This is a genomic window from Luteococcus sp., from assembly GCF_043424415.1.
In the GTDB taxonomy this organism is placed as follows: Bacteria; Actinomycetota; Actinomycetes; order Propionibacteriales; family Propionibacteriaceae; genus Luteococcus.
The window spans coordinates 1-24,836 of the sequence record NZ_JBHWOO010000181.1 but is presented as its reverse complement, the minus strand read 5'-3'; the positions used below and the strand labels follow the sequence as shown (position 1 = coordinate 24,836).

Annotated in this window: 22 protein-coding genes, 1 pseudogene and 1 riboswitch; of the genes and pseudogenes, 11 read left to right on the top strand and 12 right to left on the bottom strand. The window is 70.4% G+C overall.

All coding sequences use genetic code 11. From position 1 onward, the window contains the following. Nucleotides 1–60: 60 nt before the first annotated feature. Entirely contained in the window at nucleotides 61–2,391 is a 2,331-nt protein-coding gene (locus tag ACHFFZ_RS10745) for a RecQ family ATP-dependent DNA helicase (protein WP_394276618.1), read from the top strand. A gap of 14 nt (nucleotides 2,392–2,405) precedes the next feature. Here ACHFFZ_RS10745 and ACHFFZ_RS10740 read toward each other — a convergent pair whose 3' ends face one another. Next, nucleotides 2,406–3,017: a maleylpyruvate isomerase N-terminal domain-containing protein gene (locus ACHFFZ_RS10740; protein ID WP_394276617.1), complete on the bottom strand. Its 612-nt coding sequence runs from the start codon at nucleotides 3,015–3,017 to the stop codon at nucleotides 2,406–2,408. Between the two features lie 30 nt (nucleotides 3,018–3,047). Between ACHFFZ_RS10740 and pepN the strand changes: the two genes are divergently transcribed. The 4 genes from pepN to dapC all read left to right on the top strand — a co-directional run bounded on the left by pepN (nucleotide 3,048) and on the right by dapC (nucleotide 8,944). Then, complete coding sequence (gene pepN, locus ACHFFZ_RS10735; RefSeq protein WP_394276616.1) at nucleotides 3,048–5,564, top strand: aminopeptidase N; 2,517 nt, start codon at nucleotides 3,048–3,050, stop codon at nucleotides 5,562–5,564. Between the two features lie 81 nt (nucleotides 5,565–5,645). Continuing rightward, nucleotides 5,646–7,394: a VanW family protein gene (locus ACHFFZ_RS10730; RefSeq protein WP_394276615.1), complete on the top strand. Its 1,749-nt coding sequence runs from the start codon at nucleotides 5,646–5,648 to the stop codon at nucleotides 7,392–7,394. A 105-nt stretch (nucleotides 7,395–7,499) separates the two neighbouring features. Continuing rightward, nucleotides 7,500–7,820 (top strand): ferredoxin, encoded by a 321-nt coding sequence (gene fdxA, locus ACHFFZ_RS10725; protein ID WP_394276614.1) that lies wholly within the window; start codon nucleotides 7,500–7,502, stop codon nucleotides 7,818–7,820. Next, nucleotides 7,817–8,944: a succinyldiaminopimelate transaminase gene (gene dapC / locus ACHFFZ_RS10720; protein WP_394276613.1), complete on the top strand. Its 1,128-nt coding sequence runs from the start codon at nucleotides 7,817–7,819 to the stop codon at nucleotides 8,942–8,944. Before fdxA ends, dapC begins: the two co-directional genes overlap by 4 nt. Nucleotides 8,945–8,979: 35 nt before the next feature. Here dapC and ACHFFZ_RS10715 read toward each other — a convergent pair whose 3' ends face one another. From ACHFFZ_RS10715 to dhaK, 6 genes and pseudogenes are all read right to left on the bottom strand, one after another. Next, nucleotides 8,980–9,864 carry a hypothetical protein gene (locus tag ACHFFZ_RS10715; RefSeq protein WP_394276612.1) on the bottom strand — a complete coding sequence of 295 codons (885 nt, stop codon included), beginning with the start codon at nucleotides 9,862–9,864 and terminating at the stop codon, nucleotides 8,980–8,982. A gap of 3 nt (nucleotides 9,865–9,867) precedes the next feature. Continuing rightward, the gene (gene dapD / locus ACHFFZ_RS10710) at nucleotides 9,868–10,803 is read right to left on the bottom strand and encodes a 2,3,4,5-tetrahydropyridine-2,6-dicarboxylate N-succinyltransferase (RefSeq protein WP_394276611.1); all 936 of its coding nucleotides are present in this window, start codon (nucleotides 10,801–10,803) and stop codon (nucleotides 9,868–9,870) included. Then, nucleotides 10,800–11,684, bottom strand: coding sequence for an HPr family phosphocarrier protein (locus ACHFFZ_RS10705; RefSeq protein WP_394276621.1), 885 nt, complete (start codon nucleotides 11,682–11,684; stop codon nucleotides 10,800–10,802). The genes dapD and ACHFFZ_RS10705 overlap by 4 nt, the downstream gene beginning before the upstream one ends. 93 nt (nucleotides 11,685–11,777) lie before the next feature. Beyond that, nucleotides 11,778–12,233 (bottom strand): annotated as a pseudogene (locus ACHFFZ_RS10700) (PTS-dependent dihydroxyacetone kinase phosphotransferase subunit DhaM); the annotation flags it as partial. A gap of 25 nt (nucleotides 12,234–12,258) precedes the next feature. Further along, entirely contained in the window at nucleotides 12,259–12,855 is a 597-nt protein-coding gene (gene dhaL / locus ACHFFZ_RS10695) for a dihydroxyacetone kinase subunit DhaL (RefSeq protein WP_394276620.1), read from the bottom strand. Nucleotides 12,856–12,874: 19 nt separating this feature from the next. Further along, nucleotides 12,875–13,870, bottom strand: coding sequence for a dihydroxyacetone kinase subunit DhaK (dhaK, locus tag ACHFFZ_RS10690; protein WP_394276610.1), 996 nt, complete (start codon nucleotides 13,868–13,870; stop codon nucleotides 12,875–12,877). A 284-nt stretch (nucleotides 13,871–14,154) separates the two neighbouring features. Between dhaK and ACHFFZ_RS10685 the strand changes: the two genes are divergently transcribed. Continuing rightward, nucleotides 14,155–14,340, top strand: a complete 186-nt coding sequence (locus ACHFFZ_RS10685; RefSeq protein ID WP_394276609.1) for a hypothetical protein — start codon at nucleotides 14,155–14,157, stop codon at nucleotides 14,338–14,340. A gap of 488 nt (nucleotides 14,341–14,828) precedes the next feature. Here the strand turns inward: ACHFFZ_RS10685 and ACHFFZ_RS10680 are convergent, their stop codons facing one another. Beyond that, nucleotides 14,829–16,148 (bottom strand): MFS transporter, encoded by a 1,320-nt coding sequence (locus ACHFFZ_RS10680; protein ID WP_394276608.1) that lies wholly within the window; start codon nucleotides 16,146–16,148, stop codon nucleotides 14,829–14,831. 123 nt (nucleotides 16,149–16,271) lie between these two features. Here ACHFFZ_RS10680 and ACHFFZ_RS10675 point away from each other — a divergent pair, with 123 nt between their 5' ends. Both ACHFFZ_RS10675 and ACHFFZ_RS10670 read left to right on the top strand, forming a co-directional pair. After that, nucleotides 16,272–17,345: an AMP-binding protein gene (locus tag ACHFFZ_RS10675; RefSeq protein WP_394276619.1), complete on the top strand. Its 1,074-nt coding sequence runs from the start codon at nucleotides 16,272–16,274 to the stop codon at nucleotides 17,343–17,345. Nucleotide 17,346: 1 nt separating this feature from the next. Next, nucleotides 17,347–18,225, top strand: coding sequence for a 1,4-dihydroxy-2-naphthoate polyprenyltransferase (locus ACHFFZ_RS10670; protein ID WP_394276607.1), 879 nt, complete (start codon nucleotides 17,347–17,349; stop codon nucleotides 18,223–18,225). Nucleotides 18,226–18,265: 40 nt separating this feature from the next. Here the strand turns inward: ACHFFZ_RS10670 and thiH are convergent, their stop codons facing one another. From thiH to thiS, 4 genes are all read right to left on the bottom strand, one after another. Beyond that, entirely contained in the window at nucleotides 18,266–19,432 is a 1,167-nt protein-coding gene (gene thiH, locus ACHFFZ_RS10665) for a 2-iminoacetate synthase ThiH (protein WP_394276606.1), read from the bottom strand. Further along, nucleotides 19,432–20,229: a thiazole synthase gene (locus ACHFFZ_RS10660; protein ID WP_394276605.1), complete on the bottom strand. Its 798-nt coding sequence runs from the start codon at nucleotides 20,227–20,229 to the stop codon at nucleotides 19,432–19,434. The genes thiH and ACHFFZ_RS10660 overlap by 1 nt, the downstream gene beginning before the upstream one ends. After that, nucleotides 20,226–20,978: a HesA/MoeB/ThiF family protein gene (locus tag ACHFFZ_RS10655; RefSeq protein ID WP_394276604.1), complete on the bottom strand. Its 753-nt coding sequence runs from the start codon at nucleotides 20,976–20,978 to the stop codon at nucleotides 20,226–20,228. Before ACHFFZ_RS10655 ends, ACHFFZ_RS10660 begins: the two co-directional genes overlap by 4 nt. Further along, on the bottom strand, nucleotides 20,971–21,207 hold the full coding sequence (gene thiS / locus ACHFFZ_RS10650) for a sulfur carrier protein ThiS (protein ID WP_394276603.1): 237 nt from the start codon (nucleotides 21,205–21,207) through the stop codon (nucleotides 20,971–20,973). Before thiS ends, ACHFFZ_RS10655 begins: the two co-directional genes overlap by 8 nt. Beyond that, a riboswitch (TPP riboswitch) is annotated at nucleotides 21,197–21,298 on the bottom strand. (Overlaps the previous gene by 11 nt.) A gap of 155 nt (nucleotides 21,299–21,453) precedes the next feature. Between thiS and ACHFFZ_RS10645 the strand changes: the two genes are divergently transcribed. The 3 genes from ACHFFZ_RS10645 to ACHFFZ_RS10635 all read left to right on the top strand — a co-directional run. Continuing rightward, nucleotides 21,454–22,395 (top strand): HAD family hydrolase, encoded by a 942-nt coding sequence (locus ACHFFZ_RS10645; protein WP_394276602.1) that lies wholly within the window; start codon nucleotides 21,454–21,456, stop codon nucleotides 22,393–22,395. A 46-nt stretch (nucleotides 22,396–22,441) separates the two neighbouring features. Then, nucleotides 22,442–24,163, top strand: a complete 1,722-nt coding sequence (locus ACHFFZ_RS10640) for a glycoside hydrolase family 3 protein (protein WP_394276601.1) — start codon at nucleotides 22,442–22,444, stop codon at nucleotides 24,161–24,163. A gap of 47 nt (nucleotides 24,164–24,210) precedes the next feature. After that, the coding region (locus ACHFFZ_RS10635; RefSeq protein WP_394276600.1) for an enolase C-terminal domain-like protein at nucleotides 24,211–24,836 on the top strand (626 nt) is incomplete at its 3' end.

Sequence of the window (24,836 nt, the reverse complement as noted above, 5' to 3'; positions counted from 1 at the left end):
TCTCTGTCGGGATGAGGGAACTCTGGTGAAAGTGTCGGTGGTGGCACCTACGGTGGAGCCATGAGCCAGAACCTGCCGCCGCTGCCCGACGAGCCCCCCGTCGACGAGTGGGAGCTGCCGCCGGACGATGACTGGTTGCCGCCGGCCGACCTGGACTCTGCGGCGCCGGCCCGGGCGCACGAGGGAGTGCGAGGTCCTGGGAGCGGTGCGTCCGTGCCGCCGGGCCGGACGCAGCGTGAGCCGGAACAGCTGCCGGGTGCCGACATCACCGAGCAGGCGCTCGGGGTGCTGCGCCAGCTGGTCGGCCGTGACGATGCCGTCTTCCACGAGGGACAGCTCGAAGCCGTCCTGGCGCTGGTGGAGCAGCGCCAGCGCGCCCTGGTGGTGCAGCGCACCGGCTGGGGCAAGTCCGCGGTCTACTTCGTCGCCACCCGGCTACGACGCGCCCAGGGGGCCGGCCCGACGGTGATCGTCAGCCCGCTGCTGGCGCTGATGCGCGACCAGATCGCGGCTGCCGGGCGGGCCGGGGTGCGGGCCGTCACCATGAACTCGGCCAATGCCACCGACTGGGGCGAGGTGGCCGATGCCCTGGCCCGCGACGAGGTGGACGTGCTGCTGGTGAGCCCCGAACGGCTCAACAACCCCTCCTTCCGGGCCGAGCAGCTTCCTCGTCTGGCGGCCACCTGCGGACTGCTGGTGGTCGACGAGGCGCACTGCATCTCGGACTGGGGCCACGACTTCCGCCCCGACTACCGCCGGATCAAGGACCTGCTGCTGGAGCTGCCCTCCGACACGCCCGTGCTCGCCACCACCGCGACCGCCAACGAGCGGGTGGTGGCCGATGTCGCGGAGCAGCTCGGCGCCGGCGGCCACCAGGTCTTCACCATCCGCGGCGCCCTGGCCCGCGACTCGCTGCGGCTGGGCGTGCTGCAGCTGCCCGACGCAGAGGCACAGCTGGCCTGGCTGGCCGCCCACCTGGACGACTTCGCCGGCTCGGGCATCATCTACACCCTCACTGTCTCGGCCGCCGAGGACGTGGCGCGGGCCCTGGACGAGGCCGGTTTCGCCGCGAAGGCCTACACCGGGCGCACCGATGCCGCCGACCGCGAGCAGCTGGAGTCCCAACTCAAGGCCAATGAGCTGAAGGCGTTGGTGGCCACCAGCGCGCTGGGGATGGGCTTCGACAAGCCGGACCTGGGCTTCGTCATCCACTTGGGTGCCCCCAGTTCGCCGGTGGCCTACTACCAGCACGTCGGACGCGCCGGGCGAGGCGCGGTCAATGCCGACGTGCTGCTGCTGCCCACTACGGCGGACCGGGAGATCTGGCACTACTTCGCGACGGCCTCGATGCCCGACCAGGAGCAGGCCAACCGCGTCATCCAGGCCCTGCAGGAGTCCCCGAAGGCGCTGTCCACGGCGGCGCTAGAGACCCTGGTGGACGTGCGACGCACCCGGCTTGAGCTGCTGCTGAAGGTGCTCGACGTCGACGGCGCGGTGCAGCGGGTCAAGGGTGGCTGGACGGCCACCGGCCAGCCCTGGCACTACGACGTCCAGCGCTACGGCCGGGTGGCGGAGGCCCGTCGCCGCGAACAGCAGCTGATGCTCGACTACGTCTCCTTGCAACCCAAGGGCGGGGCCGGAGACGGGCCCGACGGGGGCGGGGCCTGCCGGATGGCCTTCCTTACCGCGGCCCTGGACGATCCCGATTCGCATGCCTGCGGTCGCTGCGACGTGTGCGCGGGGCCCTGGTACGACCCGAGCATTCCGCTGGAGGCCGCGCAGGCAGCCGGGAAGGCCCTGCACCGCTCGGGCGTGCTGCTGGAGCCGCGCGGCATGTGGCCTACCGGCATGGTCCGTCTCGGCGTGCCGCTGAAGGGAAAACTGAAGGCCAGGCCCGAGAACGGACGGGTGCTGGCCCGCCTGACCGACCTGGGGATGGGGCAGCGGCTGCGCGCCCTGCTGGCCGAGTCGGACGCCCCGGTGCCCGATGACGTGCTGCGCGCCTGCATCCCGGTGCTGCGCGAGTGGGACTGGCAGCAGCGCCCGGTGGCCGTGGCCTCAATTCCCTCACGCACCCGCCCGCAGCTGGTCGGCTCGCTGGCCAGCGGCCTGGCGGGGCTGGGCCGGATGACCGACCTGGGCCCGCTGCAGCTGGTCGACGGGGGCCCCACCGGCCAGGCCGGCGGCAACTCCGCCTTCCGGCTGGCCGGGGTCTGGGGCCGCATCGCCGTGCCGCCCGCCATGGCGCAGCAGCTCGCCGCGCTGGACGGCCCGGTGCTGCTGGTCGACGACCTGGTGGACTCCCGCTGGACCATGACGGTCGCCTCGGTGGCGCTGCTGGAGGCCGGCGCGAGTGGCGTGCTGCCCTTCGCGTTGGCCCTCCAGGGCTGAGCCGCCAGTTCTGGTCAGCGGCCGGTGGCGTCCTGTCCGTCGACCGGCGGCGCCCAGTAGGGGTCGCGCCCGATGAAGGCCATCAGCTTCTCCTCGCTGGAGGCGTCCTCGGCCACCGGCTGCTGCTGGCCGAACTGGCCCGAGGCACGCAGCCGCTGCTCGTCGCCCTTCATGCCGCGGTACATGGCGAAGCACTGTGCCTGGTCCAGCCCCGGCTCCTGCCCGGTCGCCTTGGCCAGGTCCCAGGTGTGCATGAAGACATCGGGCACGTAGTACTGGTCCACGGCCTCCTGGAAGGTGGTCTTGCTGAAGGGCCCCGAGGGCAGCGCCACCCTCTCGATCTCGGGATGCTCGAGCAGCAGCTGCATCTGTTCGGTGTGGCGCTGCCAGCAGGCCAGCGGGTCCTCGTCGACCGAGGGAATCTCACCGAAGGTGATGCCCTCGGCCTGGCCCAACATGCTGCGCGACCAGTCCACCAGGTGGCGCACCACGTCGCGGGCGGTCCACTCGGCGACGGGGGAGGGGACGTCCCAGTCGGTGACGGCCGCGACCTTCTTGGTGAAGGCGGCGGCAATGGCGGCGTGACGCTCGGCCAGCTCGGCGGCGTCGATCTCGTTCTTGCTCATGGGGCAAGTCTGCCGGATAGCCTGCCCGGCATGAGCCATCACAGCAGTCTTCGCCACGAGCAGGCCCAGGAACGTTCCGGGCTGCTCTTGGTCGCCGAGGTCGACGTCCACCTGGACCTGCGCGAGGCCGCACGCCAGTCCACCTTCACCAGCACCACCAGGATCAGCTTCGATTGCACCCGCCCCGGCGCCGAGACCGTCGCCGACCTGCGCTGCGAAGAGCTCCTCCGGCTGCGCCTCAACGGAACCCAGCTGGAGCCGCAGTGGGTCGACGGGCGCCTCCTCCTGCCGGGGCTGCAGGCCCACAACGTGCTGGAGGTGGAGGCCAGGATGGCCTTCAGTGGGGACGGGGAGGGGCTGCACCGCCACATCGACGCCCAGGGCGAGACCTACCTGTACGCGATGAGCTTCCTGGACGCGGCCCCGCGCTGGTTCTGCTGCTTCGACCAGCCCGACCTCAAGATGCGCCTGCGGCTGGTGGTCGAGGCCCCCGAGGAGTGGATCGTGCGCGGCAACAGCCCGGCCACCCGCCTGACCGACGGCAGCTGGCAGACCGAGCGCACCGCGCCCATCTCCACCTACCTTGCCACGGTCGTCGCCGGCCCCTGGGTCGAGCTGCGCCGCGCACCCGAGGGCCAGCCCGGCCAGACGGCGCCGGAGCTGGGACTGCTCGCGCGCCGGGAACTCGAGGGCGAGCTGCGTCGCGATGCCGAGGAGCTGTTCGCACTCACCGGGCGGCTGCTGCCCGCCTACCGGGAGCTCTTCGGCGTCGACTACCCCTTTGGGGACTACCTGCAGGTCTTCGTGCCCGACTTCAATGCCGGCGCGATGGAGGATCCGGGCTGTGTGCTGCTGCGCGAGCAGTTCCTGCACCGGGGTCAGGCCACCGCCCAGCAGCGGGCGGGCCGTGCCTCGACGATCGCGCACGAGTTGGCTCACCAGTGGTTCGGCGACCTGGTGACGCCGCACTGGTGGGACGACCTGTGGCTCAACGAGTCCTTCGCCGAATTCCTCGGCCACGAGATTGGCGCGCGGGTCGGGTTGGAGGACCTGTGGCTCGGTTTCGGCCTGGACCGCAAGCCGTGGGGCAGTGCCGCCGACCAGGGTCCCAGCACTCACCCCGTGGCGGGCAATGGTGCCGACGACGCCGCCGCAGCCCTGGCCAGTTTCGACGGCATCAGCTACGCCAAGGGTGCGGCGGTGCTGCGCCAGCTGCTCGCCTGGATGGGGGCGGACGCCTTCTGGGATGGGCTTCGCGAGCACATCCGCCGGCACGCCTTCGCCACCGCGACGATGGCCGACCTGGTGGACTGCTGGCGCGCGCAGGGCGTCGAGGACCTGGACGAGTGGCTGGAGGCCTGGCTGGGCACCACCGGCCAGGACCGTCTGCAGGCCGTGGTGCTCGACGGACGGGTCGAGGTCTGCCGGCAAGCAGCGAGGCCGCGTCCGCATCGGCTGCGGGTGGCAGTGCACGACGAGGACGGGCGCCTGCTCGACAGCCAGCAGCTCACCGTGAAGGCCGAGCGGACGACCACGCGGCTGGTGGCCGGCGCCGGCCAGCTGGTCCTGCTGGACCCCGACGACCTGTGCTGGGCGCGGCTCAGGCCCCTGGTGGTCGACGGCAGGCTCACCGATGCTCCGATGGCGGCCCTGGAGCCGGCGTCGGCCCGGTCGATGCTGCTGCAGTCCCTGGTCGACCAGGTGCGCTCGGCAGAGTGCGACCCGATGGCTGCCCTGGAGATGATGCTGCGCGCCGCCACCCACGAGCGCTCGGACCGGTTGCTGGTGGCCGAGCTCTCGCGGGCCCTGGACTGGGCCAACCAGTGGTCGCCGCCGGCCGAGCGTGCCGGTCGCCGTGCGCGGGTCGCCGCAGTCGCCCGCGAACTGCTCCGCGCGACCGAGGCAGGCAGCGACCGCGCCCTGGGCCTGCGCCGGATTCTGGCCTCGGCCAGCGACGAGCCCGAGGAGCTACGCGGCCTGCTCGGGGAAGCGGATGGCAAGCACCCACAGGAGCATCCCCGTCCGCTCGGCCCGGACGACCGGTGGACCGTGGTGCGACGCATGGTGGCGCTGGGGCAGCCGGAGGAGGTCGTCGAGGCCGAACTGGAGCGTGACCCGTCCTCGGCGGGGCAGCGCGCAGCCCGCACGGCCCGCGCCGCCCGGCCCGATGCCAGCTCGCGGCGTGAGGTGCTGCAGCGGGTGCTCACCAGCGACGCCCCGGCCAGCCAGGTGCAGGCCGACGCAGCTGGCCTGTTCGCGCCGGAGCACTCGGTCGACCCATCCACCGAGGAGCTGACGCGCGAGCTGGCCCGCGGTTGGTGGCGTGGCATCGAGGCGACCGCACGGCTGCGCACCGGCTGGGGGCTGGCGCAGTGCGTCAAGGCCGGGATCCCGTGGACGGTGGCGGATGCCCAGACCCTCGCTGTGGCGCGGGAGGCCGTCGAGTCCTGCCAGGAGCCCACGGTGCGTCGGGTGCTTGCCGATGCCCTGGACGAGCTGGGCCGCCGTGGCGCGGCCATGGCGACAGGTCCGGTGAGAAGAAACTGACTGGACACCTGGCCAACAGCCTAGAATGGGTGCCACCGTGGCGCGAGCAGGACGCGCCCCTTGTGGTCAGGGGACCCATCTGTGACTTCCACCGACTCCGCCAGCAGCATCCGCACACCCGACGAGCCCACCCGGGGCCGCGGGAAGGGACGGCGCATCGCACTCGCGGGCCTGGGCACGCTGGCCTTGCTGACCGGCGGCGCCTATGCCGCGGGCTATGCGATGGCCGGTGACGAGCTGCCCCGCCACGCCAGCGTCGAAGGAGTCGCCCTGGGCGGGGTCGACGAGGCCACCGCCATCACGCGGCTGAAGGAGTCCATCGGTCCCCGCGCCGAGGCCCCCATCGCCCTGGCCACGAAGGACAAGTCGGTGAAGATCACGCCGGCCCAGGCCGGCATGAGCGTCGACTACGCCGCCACCGTCGAGCAGGCCGGTGCCGGCAAGTCGCTGAATCCGCGCCACATCATCAACGTGCTGCGCGGCGGCGGCGAGATGGACATCGTCGTCGACAAGGACTCCGACAAGCTGCAGGCGGCCGTCGCCAAGGCCGCGCCTGCCTTCGAGGTGAAGCCGGTCGACGCCAAGGTCACCATGACGCGCGAGAAGATCACCCCCACCGAGGCCGTCGTTGGCCAGAGCCTGGACCAGAAGGCCGCGGCCAAGAAGCTCGACGACGCCTGGATGACCAGCAGCCGGGTGGAGGCACCGATCACCAGTACCGAGCCAGAGCTCACCACCAAGGAGCTCACCACCTTCGTCGACAGCCAGCTCAAGCCGCGCGTCAACGCCCCCGTGAAGGTCAAGCTCGACAAGCAGACGGTGGAGCTCACCGGGCCTGGCATCGGGGAGCTGACGAAGATCAGCACCAAGGACGGCGGCTTCGTCGCCACCACCGACATGGACAAGCTCTTCAAGGCAGCGCAGCGCAAGGCGAAGGAGGCCGGCATGCAGGAGCCGGTCGACGCCCGGTGGGAGCTCAAGGACGGCAAGCCCGCCCTGGTGCCCGGCAAGCCCGGCAAGGGCATCGAGCGCAAGGCCTTCGACGAGGTCGTGGCCCCCGCGCTGGTGGCGCAGGGCGCCGCCCGCACCGTCACCGTCCCGGTGGTCACCCAGCAGCCCGAGATCACCACCGAGAAGGCGAAGAAGGCCCCGGTCAGCGAGGTGATCGGCGAGTTCACCACCTACTTCCCGCATGCCGACTACCGCAACACCAACCTGTCGGTGGCCGCACGGCGCATCTCCAACTCCTACTTCGCGCCGGGGGAGACCTTCAGCGTCAACGAGGCGATCGGTCCGCGCACCGCCGGCTCGGGCTTCGTCGACGGGTGGGTGATCACCGGCGACCACCTGGTCAAGGAGAATGCCGGCGGCATCTCGCAGGCCGGCACCACCGCCTTCAACGCCCTGTTCTTCAGCGGCCTGGAGCACGTCGAGCACCAGCCCCACACCATGTACTTCGACCGCTACCCGGCCGGGCGTGAGGCGACGCTCTACTACGGCAGCATCGACGTGAAGTTCAAGAACAACAGCCCCTACGGCGCGCTGATGCAGGCCTGGGTGAACCCGTCGAGCCCCGGCAACAAGGGCTCGATCACGGTGCGGGTGTGGGGCAAGAGGGTCTACGACAAGGTGACCTCCAGCGAGCTGTCGAAGTCCAACTTCACCACTGGCCGCACCATCCACCGCTCCGGCGAGAAGTGCCACGACCAGGCGGCTGCGCCCGGCTTCACGGTGAACTACTCGCGGCTGTTCCACAAGGGCGGCCAGGTGGTCAAGCGCGAGCCGTACCGCTGGACCTACCAGCCCACCGACAAGATCATCTGCGACTGAGACTGCCCCCGGACGGATGGTCCGACCTGGCGTGTGGCGTTGTAGAGTGGCGATGCCGGTGGATCTGTTCTGCCGGCCCAGAAGCCCAGTTTTGAGGAGACCCCAGTGACCTACGTCATTGCGCAGCCCTGTGTGGACGTCAAGGACCGTGCGTGCGTCGAGGAATGCCCCGTCGACTGCATCTACGAGGGCAACCGCATGCTCTACATCCACCCCGAGGAGTGCGTCGACTGCGGCGCCTGCGAGCCGGTCTGCCCGGTGGAGGCCATCTTCTACGAGGATGACGTCCCGGCCGAGTTCAAGCAGTACTACGATGTGAACGTCGACTTCTTCGACGGCATCGGCTCGCCCGGCGGCGCTTCCCGCATGGGCGTCATCGACAAGGACCACCCCGTGGTCTCCGCGCTCCCGCCCCAGGGCGAATGAGCACCAGCACTGCCGGATCGGGCAGGCGTGCGCCGCTGGCGTCGCGCCTGCCCGATTTTCCGTGGGACTCCCTGGCAGGTGCGAAGGCGAGGGCCCAGGCCCATCCGGACGGCATCTGCGACCTGAGCGTCGGCACGCCCGTCGACCCGACCCCTGCCGTCGCCGCCGACGCGCTGGTGGCCGCGGCCGGCCGCTGGGCCGGCTACCCGACGGTCTGGGGCACACCGGCCCTGCGCGCGTCGATCCTGGGCTACCTGGAACGACGCTGGGGAGCCACGGGCCTGACGGAGCGCAATGTGCTGCCCGTGGTGGGCACCAAGGAGCTTGTCGCCTGGCTGCCCACCCAGCTGGGCCTGGGGCCGGACGACCTGGTGGTGATCCCCAGCACGGCCTACCCGACCTATGAGGTGGGTGCCGCGATCGTCGGTGCCAGGATCCAGCGCTGCGACGACCCCTCACAGGTCGAGGGCACGCCGGCCCTGGTGTGGATCAACTCCCCGGCCAACCCGCACGGCGCGATCCTGTCCAAACAGGAGCTGCGCGCCTGGGTCTCCTTCGCCCGCCAGAGTGGTGCGGTGCTGGCCAGCGACGAGTGCTACGGCGAGTTCGCCTGGGATGCGGAGCCCTTCAGCGTGCTGGACGCCCAGGTCTGCGACGGCGACGTCACGGGGCTGCTGTCGGTGCAGTCGCTGAGCAAGCGCTCCAACATGGCCGGTTACCGCGGCGGTTTCATCGCCGGCGACGAGGTCCTGTGCATGGAGCTGCTGGAGCTGCGCAAGCACGGTGGCATGATGCTTCCCGGCCCGGTGCAGGAGGCCATGGCGGCCGCCCTGGACGACCACGCACACGTGGAGGAGCAGCGGGAGCGTTACCTGGCCCGGCGCGCCCTGCTGCGCCCGGCGCTGGAACAGGCCGGTTTCACCATCGACCACTCCGAGGGTTCGCTGTATCTGTGGGCGACGCGCGGCGAGGACTGCCGCGCCACCGTCGACTGGCTCGCAGAACGCGGCATCCTGGCCGCCCCCGGTGACTTCTACGGCACCGAGAGCACCCGGCACGTCCGCATCGCACTGACGGCCACCGACGAGCGGATCGCTGCGGCCGCGCAGCGGCTCACCGACTGATCGTCACTGACCGGTCATCATCGCCGGGGCGGTGTTCACGCGCGCAGCGTGAGGACCGCCTTCGTGGGCTTCGGGGTGGCGGTGCCCTCCCAGCTGCCAAGGTGTGTCGACTGGGAGGTCCACGTCATGGCTCCGACCTGAACGGCGGTGACGCCGCTGGTGCGGGTGGTCATCATCGCCAGCTGGGTGGCCGCCCACAGCGAGGTCTCGTCGTTGGAGGTGATGGTGACCATGGCCTGGGCGGGCGTCACCTGCACCGTCGAGCCGAGGGCGCGCTGCAGCAGCTCGACGGTGTCGCCGGCCTGCGGGCTGGCCTTGCCGCGGTCGATGCAGCGCACCGCGGCGGGGGAGTGGCCGGTCAGGGCCGAGCCCCAGGCTCGGGCGCGCTCGACGTGCTTGCGGTAGCCGTCGGGAACGCCGGAGCGCTGCACCTTCTGCGCGACGTCATTGATGTCGCCCGACTCCCAGCCGTCGACCTGCACCAGGTGGTCGTAGAACTTTCCGGTCGAGTACCACGGGTCCATGATCTGCTCGACGCTGCCCCAGCCCTGGCTGGGGCGCTGCTGGAAGAGCCCGACCGAGTCGCGGTCTCCGTAGTCGATGTTGCGCAGGTCGGACTCCTGCATCGCCGTGGCCAGGGCAATCGAGACGGCGCGCGGCGGCAACTCGCGGTGCAGCGCCTCGGCGGCGATGATCGCGGCACTGCCCGACTGCTCCAGGGTCAGCTGGTCGCCGACGTTTCCCACCCGCACCGCGCACTGCTGCGCGGCGGGCACGACGCTGGGCTCGCGGTTACCGATCTGGTTGATCGCCCAGGCGAAGAAGACCAGCAAGGCCACGACGAGCGCCAGCAGCACCAGCAGCGGGTAGAGCCGTCGGCTGCGCCGCTGGGGGGCGCGCTGCCTCGAGTGCCGGGCCACGCGTCAGTTTTTGTGCAGGTCCGAGTTCAGCGCGATCTTGTGGCCGGCACGCGGCTTGGCCAGCACGGCGCCGGACTGGGAGTCGCGGATGAACAGGATGTCGTCGCTGCCGCTCAGCTCGGTGGCCTTGACCACCTGGCCGTCGGGCAGCTGCACCTTGGTGCCGGAGGTGACGTAGAGCCCGGCCTCCACCACGCAGTTGTTGCCCAAGGAGATGCCGACGCCGGCCTCGGCGCCCAGCAGGCAGCCCTCCCCGATGGAGATGACCTCCTTGCCGCCACCCGACAGCGTGCCCATGATCGAGGCGCCGCCGCCGATGTCGGTGCCGTCGCCGACGGTGACACCGGCCGAGATGCGTCCCTCCACCATCGAGTGGCCGAGCGTGCCGGCATTGAAGTTCACGAATCCTTCGTGCATGACGGTGGTGCCCTCGGCCAGGTGGGCGCCCAGGCGTACCCGGTCGGCGTCGCCGATGCGCACGCCCGAGGGCAGCACGTAGTCGACCATGCGCGGGAACTTGTCGATGCCGAAGACGACGGTGGTGCCGCGCACATTGCGTAGGCGCAGGCGAACCGACTCGAAGTCCTCGACGGCGCACGGGCCGGCGGCGGTCCACACCACATTGGGCAGCACGCCGAAGATGCCGTCCAGGTTGAGCCCGTGGGGCTTGACCAGGCGGTGGCTGAGCAGGTGCAGGCGCAGGTAGGCGTCACTCACGTCGGCCGGGGCGGCGTCCAGGTCGATGGCCACCTTCACCAGGCTCACCCGCACGTCACGATTGGGGTCCTCGGTCTGGGCCGAGACCATCTGGGCGGGAGCCTTGGCATCGTCGGCGGGGGTGCCGAACTCCGGGGAGGGGAACCAGGTGTCCAGGACCTGCCCGGAGGAGTGGATGGTGGCCAGTCCCCAGCCCCAGGCAGCACGAGTCGCGTCAGTCATGCGTGCAAGCCTAGCTGGCCTTCCGGCTGTGACCCCGCCAGGAAGTGCACGTCGATCCCGCGGTCACGGGCGACCAGCAGACCATGGCCGTGGGTCGATTCACGGCGCACCAGAACCATCGGAACGCCGGTCGGGTCCAGCTGCGCGGCGGTGACGGCATCCAGCTCGTCGAGCAGCAGCACATGTCCGGACGGCACCTCGTCGAGCGACAGGTCCAGGTCGGAGGCCAGGGCCCTGAGTACCAGGCGTTCCAGGCTACGCAGGTCGGTGGCGCGCTCGCGCAGGTAGGGATTGGCCATCTGCTCGAAGACGGCGATCGTCTCGGTCATGGTCTGGTGCACGGCGACGGCCGCGTCCTGCCCCTCACCGATGCGCCGGGCGAAGCCCTGTTCCAGCATCGGGTCGTGCAGCATCGTGCGGATCGCCCACAGCACCGCACGGGTGACGCCGCCGTCGGGCACCTTCGCGGCAAGACCCTCCAGGAAGCCGTCGGCGGCGGCCAGGGCGGTCTCCAGGCGCGGTTGCTGGTCGGCCGTGGGCTCGGCCGGTGGCAAGGCTGGTGCCAGGGACAGCTCGTGCACGGGGGACTCGGGCTCGGCCAGGGTGTGCGGACCGGGCCGGGCGAGCTGTTCCCCGAAGTCATTGGCGGCCAGCGTCCCCAGCGCCGTGCGAGCCGCCGAGGCCTGCGGCCCGGTGATGGAGGCCAGCAGCAGTTCGCCCCGGCGTACGGCCAAGGCTTGCAGCGACATGACGCTGCGGGCATCGACGCCGGCCTCCGCGGGGCTGCCCTCGCGGCGCACCAGTACGGTGGCATCCAGACCGGCTACCGCGGCGACGATCGCGGCGCAGGGCCGGGCGTGCAGGCCGTGCGGATTGCGCACCAGCAGTTCCAGTTCAAAGGCCTGCTCGCCAGCTTCCGCGCGCGCACTGCCGGCTGCGGGTTGGGGCGGCGGCTGCGGGGCCGGTGCGGACTCCTCCTGGCCCAGCTGGGCGGTCTTTGCCTGTAGCGCGCCTCGTGCCTGGCGGTCGACCTCGTCGATGTCGGCGCCGCTGGAGGCGGTGACCAGCGCGGCCACCAGGCCTTCCACCAGGGGCGCCGGGCTGATCCGCACCCGGGCAGCCAAGTCCGGGTCGACGAAGTCCAGCGCCATCTCGGCCGAGAGCAGGGCACTGCCCAGGTCGGTGAGCACCAGGATCGCATCCTGGTCCTGCAGCTCCTCCAAGCAGGCCGCCACGGCGGTGGCGTCGGTGCCCAGCTCGGGCGCGCCCGCACCGCCTTCGCTCGCATCGGGGACGCCCGGATCGCTCCCGTCCAGGCCGGCCGCCACCCGCACCGGCACCCGCTGCTCCACTGGCACCATCTGCTCGGCCAGCTCCACCGCCGCCCGGGCCAGGGTGCGGCTGTGCGAGACGACCACGACTGCTGTCACGACGACACCCCCGAGTCCTCGTGGTTCAGTTCTGGGCGGCCAGGGCCGCCTCCAGCAGCAGGACGGCGCTCGCGGCACCCGGGTCAAGGTGTCCGGCGCTGCGCTCGCCCAGGTAGGAGGCGCGTCCCTTGCGCGCCACCATCGCCCTGGTCGACTCCAGCCCTTCCCGGGCAGCCTCCAGACCTGCCTGCAGGCAGGAGGCGACGTCCTCGTGGCCTGCCTCCATCGCTTCCACGGCCGGTTGCAGCACGTCGACCATCGTCTTGTCGCCCAGACCCGACTTGCCGCGCGAGACCACACCGTCCAGGCCACCGCGCCAGGCGGCGGCCAGCTCGGCGGGGGAGTCGGCCCGGTCGCCGGCGGGCAGGGCTGAGGCGAAGCGGAGCAGGAAGGTTCCGTAGAGGGGGCCGGCGGCGCCGCCGACGGTGCCCACCAGGGTCATGCCGGCCTTCTTGAGGTAGTCGACCGCATCGGGCTGCGACGCGGCGTCGAGTGCCAGCACCGCCTTCATGCCACGGTCCATGTTGGAGCCGTGGTCGGCGTCACCGATCTGCCGGTCGAGCTCGGTCAGCCGGACGGCGTGCTCGCCCACCAAGCGTGCGAAGGCACCCATCCAGTCCATGGCCTGTTGCTTTTCCACGTCATCCACCCCATCCCAGTCCGGGCGTGTCGACCGGCGCGTCCCACAACGTGAGCAGCTGGTCGTCCGCCTCCAACAGTGTGAGCGAACAACCGGCCATGTCCAGTGACGTGACGTGGTTGCCCACCAGTCGACGCGCCACGGACACCCCGCGCGCGGCCAGTTCCTTCTCCACTTCGTGCTGCACCACGTACAGCTCCAGCAGCGGTGTGGCGCCCATCCCGTTGAGCAGGCAGATCACCGGCCCTGACGGTTTGAGGTCATCCAGCACGGGCTCGGCCAGCATCCGGGCCACCTCCTTGGCGCTGGCCGCCGGGAGGCGTTCGCGGCCCGGCTCGCCGTGGATGCCGATGCCCAGTTCCATCTGGTCGGCGGCCAGTTCGAAGGTGGGCCGTCCCACGGCGGGCACCGTGCAACTGGTCAGGGCCAGGCCCATCGAGCGGCCGCGGGAGTTCACCCGACGCGCCAGCTCGGTGAGCTCTGCCAGCCCGGTTCCCTGCTCGGCGGCGGCCCCCACCACCTTCTCCAGCAGGACGGTCAGGGCGACGCCGCGCCGTCCGGCGGTGTAGAGCGAGTCGCGCACCGCGACGTCGTCGTCGACCACCACCATCTCGACCTCGATGCCCTCGTCGCGGGCCATCTCCGCGCCCATCTCGAAGTTCATGACATCACCGGTGTAGTTCTTCACGATGAACAGCACGCCCGCTCCGGAGTCGACGGCCCGGGCTGCGGCCAGTACCTGGTCGGGCACTGGCGAGGTGAAGACCTCACCGACGCAGGCCGCATCCAGCATGCCGCGGCCCACATAGCCGGTGTGAAGGGGTTCGTGGCCGCTGCCGCCGCCGGAGACCAGGCCCACCTTGCCCGGCCGGGGCGCACCGGCGCGCACCACGATCCGTGCCTCGTGGTCGACGCGCCACCGCGCGGGGTGTGCACTGGCCATTCCCAGGAGCGCCTCGGCGACCACGTCGTCGGGGGAGTTGAGGAGCTTCTTCATGCCTCCATCAAAGCACCGCCGTCCGACAGCGATGCCTGCTCGGCCAGATCGCGCGCGGCGGGTGACGCTCTGATCAAGGCATCGCCACCCGGCCCAGAGCCACGCAGAGCCAATTGCCCGGCATCGGCGCTCCCGTGGAACTGTGCTCCCCCCAAAGACCTTCGCGGTGTCGTCCGCTGTCACCCACGCCGATTTGTCGACCGATGACTCATGGTTGTTGTCAGTGGCAGCATCTACGGTTCTCGCATGGCGCGATTGAACACACGCGGTGAGAAGAGTCCGACATGGGATCTGCCATCCTTGACGTCCTGACCCCCAAGAAGGCGCGCGCCGAACTGGCTGAACTCAAGCGCACTCTGGGGTGCGATCTGGAGCAGGCAAGGCTCTTGTCATGTGCCGGGCTGCTGACTGACGAGCAGGAAGCAGCCCGACGGCGGGCCGAAGAACTCACCTGGCTCCTCGAGCCGTGAGGGACGAAGGCCCACCCCTTGAGCGTGCTGCGAAGGCTTTCGCGAAGTCACTGTCGGACCTCGTGAGTGCATTTCGTGGTGAGCCCACGCCGTTCAAGGCAAGCAGCCTCGGAAACAAGTTCTCCGTGACATCGGAGGAACCGCTTCCACTGACTGTCGGTTCGCGAGAATTGCTGAGCCTCCACGTCACGTACAGGTGCATCGTCGACGCGGCAGGGCGCTAGCTCACCGTTGATGAGTCGAGCATCAAGCTGTTCGCGGGCCTGCGCGCGAGCGGTGACCCACTCTTCCGCTATGAGTACCAACGGGACATGGCTGCAGAACTACCTGCAGCGCACGTCCACATCCATGCCCATCGCGATGACCTTGTCGCCGCGGTACTGATTGCGTCGTCGCCCCGGGAACGCTGTTCGTAGCTTGCCACCGAGCTCCGAGACAGCTGCCCGCACCACTTCGACGTCACCCAGGACCACGGCTGGGCAGCCGCCTCAGCGGCGCACCTCGCCGATGTCCTGCGTGAGCAGCCGCTCGATGCGCAGCCACGGGGCGCGACGATGCCAGTCGAGCCGAACCCGGATGCGGTCGTTCACCATGATCGTGGCGGTCAGCGCGCAGAAGATGACGCCCACGAAGACCACGCCCCAGCCGATCGTCCAGCGCGGCCCGAAGGCGTCGCCCACCCAGCCGACCACCGGGGAGACCAGCGGCGCCACGCCCATGATCGACAGCCCCCACAGCGCCATGACGCGGCCGCGCATCTGCGGTGCGGTGGCGGTCTGGAGCAGCGAGTTGCCGGTCACCAGGGCGGTGATGGTGAAGAAGCCCACCGGAACCTGCAGCGCGACGAAGAGCCAGAAGCTGGGGCTCAGGGCACTGGCGAGGTTGAACACGGTGTAGCCGGCCATGCCCAGCAGCACGTGGCGCAGCCGTGGGCTGCCGCGCCGGGCCGACCACAGGGCCGCGGCGAGGGCACCGATGCCCATCGAGGAGCCGATGATGCCGTAGTCGCCGGCACCCCGGGCGAAGGCCTGGGTGGCCATCACCGCATTCGAGATGCCGTAGTTGAAGCCGAGCCCTCCCACGGCCAGCCCGACGGTGAGCAGGGCCAGCAGGTCGGGGCGGCGTCGCACATAGCGCAGCCCGGCGATGAAACCTCCGCCCTTGCCCTTGGTGGGCACGGCCGGGCGGAGCAGCTCGGTGCGCATCATCAGCAGGGCGGTGATCATCACGGCGAAGGCCACCACATTGGCGCCGATCACCCAGCCCGTGCCCACCGCCGCGATCAGGGCGCCGCCGATGCCCGGCCCCAGCAGGCGCGCGGCATTGAAGCTGGCCGAGTTCAGGCTGATGGCATTGGGCAGCTTGGAGGTCTCGACGATCTCGCTGACGAAGGCCTGCCGGGCCGGGTTGTCGAAGGCCATCGCCAACCCGTCCACCAGGGACAGGGCGAAGACGTGCCACAGCTCGACCCGGCCGGTGATGGTCAGCGTGGACAGCACCAACGCACTGGCCAGGCCCAGGCTGCAGGTGGCCAGCAGGATGTGGCGCTTGCCGAAGCGGTCGGCGACGGTGCCGGCGACGGGGCTGAGCAGCAGGCCGGGCAGGAAGACTGCCGCCGTCTGGTATCCGAGGGCGCGGGCATTGCCGTCGGTGAGCACCACCAGCACCAGCCAGGCCTGCGCGGTGCGTGCCATCCAGCCGCCGATGTTGCTCACCAGCCCACCGATGAACCACGTGCGGTAGTTCGGATTGCCGAGCGATTCGAAGGTGCGCGATGCGGGTCGGCTGGCGGGCAGGGTGCTGGACACCGGTGGCTCACTGTTCCTGGTCTGGTCTGGGACGGGTGGGGCGGGATCTTCCCGACCTCCAAGCCTAGGCCTCGTGCCCGGCCCGCGCTGTCGGGGGCGCGCGATAGCGTCGGGCAGGTGACGATGCGCCTGTGCACCCCTGAGGACCTGCCCACCCTGCTTCCCGACGCGCTGGCCGGGCGCATCGTGCTGGCGCCGGCGGCACCCAACGACCAGCACACCCTGGCGATGCTGCGCCCCGAACTGCCGGTGGCAGAACCCGACACGGCCGTCATCGTCGCCACCAGCGGCTCCTCCGGCGTCCCGAAGGGAGTCGTGCTCTCCCGGCGGGCCCTGCTGGCCTCCGCCGAGGCCTCGCAGCAGCGCCTGGGCCCGATGAGCTGGACCTGCGTGCTGCCCACCGGCTATGTCGCCGGGCTGATGGTGCTGGTCCGCGCGCACGTGGCCGGACGCACGGTGCGCTTGGCCTCCAGCGATCTGGCCGACCTCGCCCTGGCGCCCGGTGCCAATGCCATCTCGATCGTGCCCACCCAGCTCTTCCGCGCGATGGAGCGGCCCGAGGTGCTGGCCACGCTGACCCGTTTCGACGTGATCCTGCTCGGCGGGGCGGCTGTGGACGACGACCTGCTCGCCGAGGGCCGGGGCCGCGGACTGAACCTGGTCACCACCTATGGCATGAGTGAGACCTGCGGCGGCTGCGTCTGGGACGGCGAGCCGCTGCCCGGTGTCGAGGTGGGGCTGGACGAGGGACGCATCACGCTCACCGGCGAGATGGCCTTCAGCGGCTACCGGCTGCAGCCGGAACTGACCGCCTCGACCCTGCACGGGCGCACCGTGCTCACCCAGGACCGGGGTGAGTGGCTCGGCGGACGCCTGCGGGTGCTGGGCCGCCTGGACGACGTGGTGGTCAGCGGGGGAGTCAACGTCGACCTCGCGGCGGTGCAGCGCGCCGTCGACCAGGTGGAGCCAGGCTCCGGCGTGGTCCTCGCCGTGCCCGACCTCCAGTGGGGGGTGCGGATCGTGCTGGTCACCACCAGCAGCCACGGGCTCGACTGGTGGCAGCGCGAGCTGGCTGGGCACCTCGGCCGCGAGGCGCTCCCGCGTCGCCTGGAGCGTCGCGACGTGCTGCCACGCACCAGCTCTGGCAAGATCGACCGGCAGGCGCTGCTCGGCAGCCTGGATGCTCAGAAGGGTTGACGTGGCAACACTTGGTGAATGGATCGAGGGGGCGCGTCCGCGCACCCTCGTGGCGGCGCTCTCCCCGGTGCTGGCCGGATCGGCGATCGCCTGGTTCGAGCACGGCTTCCGACCCTGGCACGCCCTGCTCGCCTTCCTCGTCGCGCTGGCCCTGCAGATCGGCGTCAACTTCGCCAATGACTACTCCGACGGCATCCGCGGCACCGACGAGGACCGCGTCGGCCCGATGCGGCTGGTAGGTTCGGGTGCTGCCCGCCCCGCCCAGGTGAAGACGGCCGCCTTCACCTGTTTCGGCATCGCCGCCGTCCTGGGACTGTTGCTGGTGGCCATGACTGGCCACTGGTGGATCACCCTGGTGGGCGCCGCCTCGATCCTGGCCGCCTGGTTCTACACCGGCGGTGACCACCCCTATGGCTATGCCGGGCTGGGCGAGGTCTTCGTCTTCATCTTCTTCGGCCTTGTCGCCGTCTGCGGCACCACCTATGTGCAGCTCGACCGGGTCCCGGCCAGCAGCCTGGCCGCCTCCGTCGCCATCGGGATCGTCGCCTGCCAGATCCTGGTGGCCAACAACCTGCGCGACATCGACGGCGACCGCGAGGTGGGCAAGCGCACCCTGGCGACCCGCCTGGGACACCAGGGCACGCGCCGCTTCTTCGCCCTGCTCACCGTGCTCGCCGCCGCCCTGGTCGTCGTGACCGCGGCGCTGAGCACCTGGTGGGCGCTGCTGGGGCTGGCGATGCTGGTGCTGCTGGCGCCCGCGACCAGGGTGGTGCTCTCCGGCGCCACCGGCCGGCCGCTGATCGGCGTGCTCAAGCAGGTGGGCCTGGCCGAGCTGCTGTGCGCCGTCGGCCTCTTCGGGGGTTGCGTCATCGGCGCCTGATCCAGGCGCCAGGCTGCTGGCCCCCCGGCGCCGGGAGCGCTCAGCCTCCGGCCGGCGCCAGCCGGATGTTGTCATTGAGCACCGGCTGCAGCCCAGTGGCCCGCAACATCGAGACGACCTCGGCCAGGCTGCGCTCGTCGCTGATCTCGAACTGCTCGTCGCCGGTGGGCGCCTCCTCGACGTGGTGCCCCACACCGGGCGAGACCGAGGCGGACAGCTTGGTGGCCACCAGCCCCGCCACCGCATCGCGGAAACCGGGGCGCTCCCGGGTGGAGACGGTGATGGAGGCCTGCGGCATCGCCAGCCGGTAGGCGCACAGGATCTGCAGCAGCAGGCGTTCGTCGACCGGATCGCTGGCTGCCTCGGTGTCGGTGCCGGTGGGGCGGATCCGCGGGCAGGACAGCATGATCTCGGCATGCGGGAAGTCGCGCTGGATGCTGCGGGCATGCACCAGCGTCGCCAGGGCGTCACGTCGCGGATCGGCCAGGCCCAGCAGGGCCCCGAAGGCGACCCCGCGCATGCCGGCCAGCAGCGCCCTCTCCTGGGAGTCGAAGCGGTAGGCGAAGCTGCGTTTGCGCGCGCCCAGGTGCACCTGCTCGTAGCGGTCCAGGTCGTAGGTCTCCTGGTAGACGCAGACGTGCTCAGCCCCGGCCCGGTGGATGCGCCGGTAGTCGTCGGTGTTCATCGGCTGCACCTCGATGCCGACGGTGGCGAAGAAGTGGGAGGCGCGCTCGACGCAGTGCGCCACGTAGTCGACCGGCGAGAACTTCGGCGACTCCCCGGTGAGGATCAGCACCTCCTCGATGCCCTCCTCGGCCAGGGCGCGGAACTCCGCGTCCAGCGATTCGCCGTCCAGCCGTGCCCGCTGGATCCTGGCGGTGGCGGTGAAACCGCAGTAGGTGCAGGCATTGGCGCAGTGGTTGGCCACGTAGAGCGGGCTGAACAGGTGGACCGAGTTGCCGAAGCGCTCGCGGGTGAGCTGCCGGGCACGACGGGCCAGCGCCTCCAGGTGCCGGCCGGCGGCGGGGGAGAGCAGGACGGCGATGTCGGCCTCGTCCACCTCGCCCTTGGCGAGCACCCGGGCGACGTCCTGGTCCGTCACGGCGTCGAAAGACGCACGTTCCCGCGCCGCGAGCACCTGGCGGCGGCGGCTGCCGTCGGACTGCTCCTGCCCGCTGAAGTGGTCCAGCACTCCGGGGCGGGCCATCAGGCCTCCTTGCGGTCGGGATCGTCGTCCAGGAAGCCGGTCAGCGGGGAGGAGGCCACCGCATGGTCGGTGACGACCCGGCCCAGCCCGGCCAGGTGTGCCAGACGGCCGGCCTCGATGGCCTGCCCGAAGGCCCGGGCCATGGCCGGCACGTCCCCGGCGGTGGCGATCGCGGTGTTCGCCATCACCGCCGCACACCCCAGCTCCATGGCCAGCGCCGCCTCGGACGGCCGGCCGAGGCCCGCATCCACGATCACCGGAAGGTCCACCGCGTCGATGATGAGCTCCACGAACTCGCGGGTCACCAGCCCCCGGTTGGAGCCGATCGGCGAGCCCAGCGGCATGATCGCCGCCGCCCCCGCCTCGGCCATCTGGCGTGCCACGACGACGTCGGGGTACATATAGGGCAACGGCACGAAGTCCAGTGCGGCAAGGGCTTCCACCGCTTTCAGCGTCTCGTGGTTGTCGGGCAGCAGGTGGCGGTTGTCGGTGATGACCTCGATCTTCACCAGGTCGCCCAGGCCCATCTCACGCGCCAGCCGGGCGATCTGCACGGCCTGCTCGGCAGTGTGGGCGCCCGACGTGTTGGGCAGCACCGTGACGCCCTCGGGCAGGTGGTCCAGCACATTGGCCGACTGGGCATTGGCCCGTCGCAGCGCCAGGGTGACGATCTGGGCGCCGGCATTCTCCACCGCCGCCTTCACCAGGTCGAGGCTGTACTTGCCGGAACCCAGGATGAAGCGCGAGGTGAACTCGTGCCCTCCCAGGACCAGCGGCGTGTCCTGGACCATGCTCATGGCTGGTCTCCTTCGTCGCTCGGGTCTTCGTGTGCCCGGTCCTCGGGTGCCAGCGCGGGCAGTCGGAAGGTCTGCCACTGCGCCGTGCGGGCGTCATAGGTCTGCAGCCGGCCGCACAGCGTCTGGGGCTCGCCCAGCAGCAGCTTGATGGTCTCGGCCGCCATCACGGTGCCGATCACGCCGGGCAGGGTGGCCAGGATCCCCACCTCGGCGCCGGTGGGTGCCTGCTCGGGCAGCTCGCCGAAGATCTCCTCCAGCTGCCGGCCCGGTTCGAGCACCGTGACCTGGCCCTGCCAGGCCATCACCGCCCCATAGACCTCCGGCACCCGGGCCTCCTGGCAGGCCCGCGCCAGCACCGTGCGGGTGACGAAGTTGTCGGTGGCATCCACCACCACGTCATGGCCACGCACCAGCTCCAGGGCGCTGGCCTGGTCCAGGCGCGTGACCACCTGCACGGCCTCGACCTCGGAATTGATCGCCAGCGCGCGCTCGGCGGCCGACTCGGCCTTCGGCCGGCCCAGGTCGGCGGTGGTGTGGATCACCTGGCGCTGCAGGTTGCTCAGCGAGACCAGGTCGTCGTCGATGATCGTGAGCCGGCCCACACCGGTGGCCGCCAGGTAGGTGATCACGGGCGAGCCGAGGCCGCCGGCGCCGAGCACCATCACCCGCCCAGCCGCGATGAGCTCCTGGCCCTCCGCGCCGAAACCGTCGAGCACCAGGTGGCGTGCGTGCCGGGACTCCTCAGCCACCGTGCACCGCCGTGACGACCTCGACCCGCGCTCCCTGGGCGAGTGTGTGCTCGGCCCAGCGGATGCGCGGCACGATCTCGCCGTCCAGGGCCACGGCCAGCGCCAGCGGCCTGCCGTCGGCGGCCTGGCCCTGGGGCGTGAGCTCCCGGCCGGTGTGGTGGGTGACCAGCATCGACACCGTGGCTCCATCGGGAAGCTCGGTGGTCTGGCCGTTGACATGCAACTGCATCAGTTCTCCCTTCGGCGGTGCTAACCGCATCAGGTTCGACGGTCGGCATCGATGCCCTCTCAGCCCCGGCGGGGCTCCCGTGAATCTGTGGACCACCCTAACCCCATGTGTGCAGGAATCCAGCGGCGGGGTCCATGGCGGCAGCGCAGGTCGCCGTAGTGCGCCCGGATCGGCAACCCTTGGCAAACAGTCCCCAGTTGGCGCGCCCTGGGGAAGTCTGGAGGAAAGCAGACCCAAGGAGCGGCAATGACGCAGATCCCCCCGGCAGCCCAGGTGCTCGTCGACTTCCAGCCCACGAAGGACTTCTTCGTCGGCATCGACTCGGACGGGTGCGCGATGGATGCCATGGACATCAAGCACACCGAGTGCTTCACCCCCTGCTACATCAAGTACTTCGACCTGCAGCCCGTCTCGACCCTCGCGCGCGAGACTGCCCTGTTCGTCAACCTCGGCTCGGTCACGCGCGGGCTCAACCGCTGGCTGGCCCTGCGCCAGCTGCTCGACCTGCTGCGCGACCGCACCGAGGTCGCCGAACGCGGGGTCGTCATCCCCGAGTACCCGGAGCTCAGTGACTTCATCGACTCCGGTCATCCCCTGTCCGACAAGGGCATCGCCGCCTATGCCGCAGAGCACCCCTCGGCCACGATCGACCGCTGCATCGCCTGGGGCAATGGCGTCAACGCCACCATCAACGACATGGTGCACGGCTGCGGGCCCTTCCCCGGCGTCCGCGAGGCCATGCAGGCGATGGACGCCGCCGGCGTGGACCAGATGACCGTCTCCGCCACCCCGCTGCACGCGCTGGAGAAGGAGTGGAGCGAACACGGCCTGGCCCAGTACATGAAGGTGATCGCCGGGCAGGAGATGGGCGGCAAGGCCCAGCACGTCCAGTTCGCCGCCAAGGGCAAGTACGACGACGACAAGATCCTGCTCATCGGCGACGCCCCCGGCGACCGTGACGCCGCCGCCACGGCCGGCTGCCTCTACTACCCGATCAACCCGGGTGCCGAGAAGCAGTCCTGGCACCGCTTCGTCGCCGAGGCCCTGCCGAAGTTCCTCGACGGCAGCTATGCCGGCGACTACCAGCAGGCCCTGATCACCGAGTTCGAGACCTACCTGCCCGCCGAGGTCCCGTGGCCGACCCTGTCGGGCAACCGCACCGTCAGCAAGCCGGTCGTCCGGGCCTGACCAGCAGCCCGGACCAGCCCCAACCACCACCATCCAGGAGCCCCAGATGCCCAAGCTCGTAGACCTCACCGCCAGCCCCTACACCCTCGACGAGGGCCAGATCGCCTGGGTCGAGCAGACCATTGCCGAGATGACCGACGAGGAGAAGGTCGGCCAGCTCTTCACGACCCTCTTCTTCTTCGGCGAGGACGCCTACAGCGGCAACCAGCTGACCAACAAGCAGATCCTCGAGCAGTACCACATCGGCGGCGCCCGCTACCAGGGCGGCACCTCCGAGCAGGTGCAGCAGCTGATCAACCAGCTGCAGACCGACTCGAAGATCCCGCTGATGGTGGCCGCCAACTGCGACTCGGGCGGCAACGGCGCCTGCAATGACGGCACCTACATCGCCTCCGGCGCCCAGTGCGAGGCCAGCCGCGACCCGCAGGTCGCCCGCAATGCCGGCTACGTCTCGGGCCGCGAGGAGAGCGCCCTGGGCGTCAACACCAACTTCGACCCCTGCGTCGACATCCTGTTCAACTGGCGCAACACCATCGTCAACACCCGCGCCTACGGCACCACTGCCGACGACGTCATCACCTACACCCAGGCCTACATCGACGGCATGCGCGAGAGCGACGTCAACATCTGCATCAAGCACTTCCCCGGCGACGGCACCGAGGAGCGCGACCAGCACCTGGTGCTCGGCGTCAACGAGCTCTCCGTCGAGGAATGGGACGACAGCTTCGGCAAGGTCTACCGCCACCACATCGACAACGGCGTGGAGATGTTCATGGCCGGCCACATCGCGCTGCCCGCCTACCAGAAGAAGCTGGTCCCCGGCCTGCAGGACGCCGACATCCTTCCCGCCACCCTGGCGCCCGAACTGGCCACCGGCCTGCTCAAGGAGCAGCTCGGCTTCAACGGCATGCTCATCACCGACGCCAGCCACATGCTCGGCATGACCGCCGCCATGCAGCGCAAGGACTACGTGCCCCGCGCGATCGCCGCCGGCTGCGACATGTTCCTCTTCTTCAACCAGATCGACGAGGACTTCGGCTACATGCTCGACGGCTACCGCAATGGCGTCATCACCGAGGAGCGGATGACCGACGCCCTGCGCCGCATCCTGGGCCTCAAGGCCAAGCGTCGCCTGCACGACAAGAAGGCCGACGGCACCCTGACCAAGCAGGCCAGCGAGCTCGAGGTCGTCGGCTGCGAGGAACACCTGGCGATGCGCAAGGACGCCGCCGACAAGGGCATCACCCTGGTCAAGAACACCCTCGACGAGCTGCCGCTCAACCCCGAGCAGCACCGGCGGATCAAGCTCTACCACGTCGCCGGCGAGAAGGGTGGCATCTACTCGGGCAATGACAGGACCGTCGAGATGTTCGTCGACGAACTCACCGCCCGCGGCTACGAGGTCTCGGTGCAGGAGGGCGGCAGCCGAGTCAAGGGCTCGATCGAGAAGTACAAGGCCGAGACCGACGCGGTGCTGTTCATCGCCGAGGTGATCGGCTACGGCGCCCAGAACAACTACCGCATCCAGTGGAGCGCCGCCATGAGCAACGAGATCCCCTGGTATGTGCACGAGGTGCCCACCTTCGCGGTGAGCCTCAACTTCACCACCCACCTGCACGACCTGACCATGGTCAAGTGCTTCGTCAACGCCTACAACTCCAATCCCGACATCATCACCGGGGTGCTGGACAAGCTGGAGGGCAAGAGCGAGTTCAAGGGCACGCCCAATGAGCTGGTCTGGGCAGGCAAGTGGCAGGCCAGGCTCTGAGGCTCGCCCATCCCGGGACGGTCGAGGGCAGAGACTAGGCTTGACCCATGCCCACGCACGTCTTCCAGATCCCCCTGCGCACTCGATTTCGCGGCATCACCGTGCGGGAGGGGGTCGTCTGGCAGGGCGATGCCGGCTGGGGCGAGTTCAGCCCCTTCCTCGACTACTCGGGTGACGAGATCCGTCCCTGGTGGCAGGCGGCGCGGGAAGCAGCAGACCTGGGCTTTCCCTCGACGCTGCGCGACCGCATCCCGGTCAACGTCACCGTCCCGGCCGTCGGCCCACAACAAGCGCACCGCATCGTCCGCGATTCCGCCTGCACCACCGCCAAGGTGAAGGTGGCAGAACCCGGCCAGACGCTGGCCGACGACCTGGCACGGGTCGAGGCGGTGCGTGACGCCCTCGGACCCGGCGGCAGGGTCCGGGTCGACGCCAATGGTCAGTGGGAGCTGGACGAGGCCGTGGAGAACCTGCGCCAGCTCGGCCGCTTCGAGCTGGAATATGCCGAGCAGCCGGTGATGGACACCGAGGAGCTGGCCCGCCTGCGCCGGGAGCTGGCCCGTCGCGGCATCGCCGTGCCGGTGGCCGCCGACGAGTCGATCCGTCGCTCCGGCGACCCGGAAAGGGTCAAGCGACTGGAGGCGGCCGACGTGGCCGTGCTAAGGTGCACACC

What these genes read in the sequence shown, in the direction of transcription:
- ACHFFZ_RS10745 (WP_394276618.1), top strand. Translation starts at nt 61, where the DNA reads ATGAGCCAGAACCTGCCGCCGCTGCCCGACGAGCCCCCCGTCGACGAG.
- ACHFFZ_RS10740 (WP_394276617.1), bottom strand. Translation starts at nt 3,017, where the DNA reads ATGAGCAAGAACGAGATCGACGCCGCCGAGCTGGCCGAGCGTCACGCC.
- pepN (WP_394276616.1), top strand. Translation starts at nt 3,048, where the DNA reads ATGAGCCATCACAGCAGTCTTCGCCACGAGCAGGCCCAGGAACGTTCC.
- dapC (WP_394276613.1), top strand. Translation starts at nt 7,817, where the DNA reads ATGAGCACCAGCACTGCCGGATCGGGCAGGCGTGCGCCGCTGGCGTCG.
- dapD (WP_394276611.1), bottom strand. Translation starts at nt 10,803, where the DNA reads ATGACTGACGCGACTCGTGCTGCCTGGGGCTGGGGACTGGCCACCATC.
- dhaL (WP_394276620.1), bottom strand. Translation starts at nt 12,855, where the DNA reads ATGGACTGGATGGGTGCCTTCGCACGCTTGGTGGGCGAGCACGCCGTC.
- dhaK (WP_394276610.1), bottom strand. Translation starts at nt 13,870, where the DNA reads ATGAAGAAGCTCCTCAACTCCCCCGACGACGTGGTCGCCGAGGCGCTC.
- ACHFFZ_RS10685 (WP_394276609.1), top strand. Translation starts at nt 14,155, where the DNA reads ATGGGATCTGCCATCCTTGACGTCCTGACCCCCAAGAAGGCGCGCGCC.
- ACHFFZ_RS10675 (WP_394276619.1), top strand. Translation starts at nt 16,272, where the DNA reads ATGCGCCTGTGCACCCCTGAGGACCTGCCCACCCTGCTTCCCGACGCG.
- thiH (WP_394276606.1), bottom strand. Translation starts at nt 19,432, where the DNA reads ATGGCCCGCCCCGGAGTGCTGGACCACTTCAGCGGGCAGGAGCAGTCC.
- ACHFFZ_RS10660 (WP_394276605.1), bottom strand. Translation starts at nt 20,229, where the DNA reads ATGAGCATGGTCCAGGACACGCCGCTGGTCCTGGGAGGGCACGAGTTC.
- thiS (WP_394276603.1), bottom strand. Translation starts at nt 21,207, where the DNA reads ATGCAGTTGCATGTCAACGGCCAGACCACCGAGCTTCCCGATGGAGCC.
- ACHFFZ_RS10645 (WP_394276602.1), top strand. Translation starts at nt 21,454, where the DNA reads ATGACGCAGATCCCCCCGGCAGCCCAGGTGCTCGTCGACTTCCAGCCC.
- ACHFFZ_RS10640 (WP_394276601.1), top strand. Translation starts at nt 22,442, where the DNA reads ATGCCCAAGCTCGTAGACCTCACCGCCAGCCCCTACACCCTCGACGAG.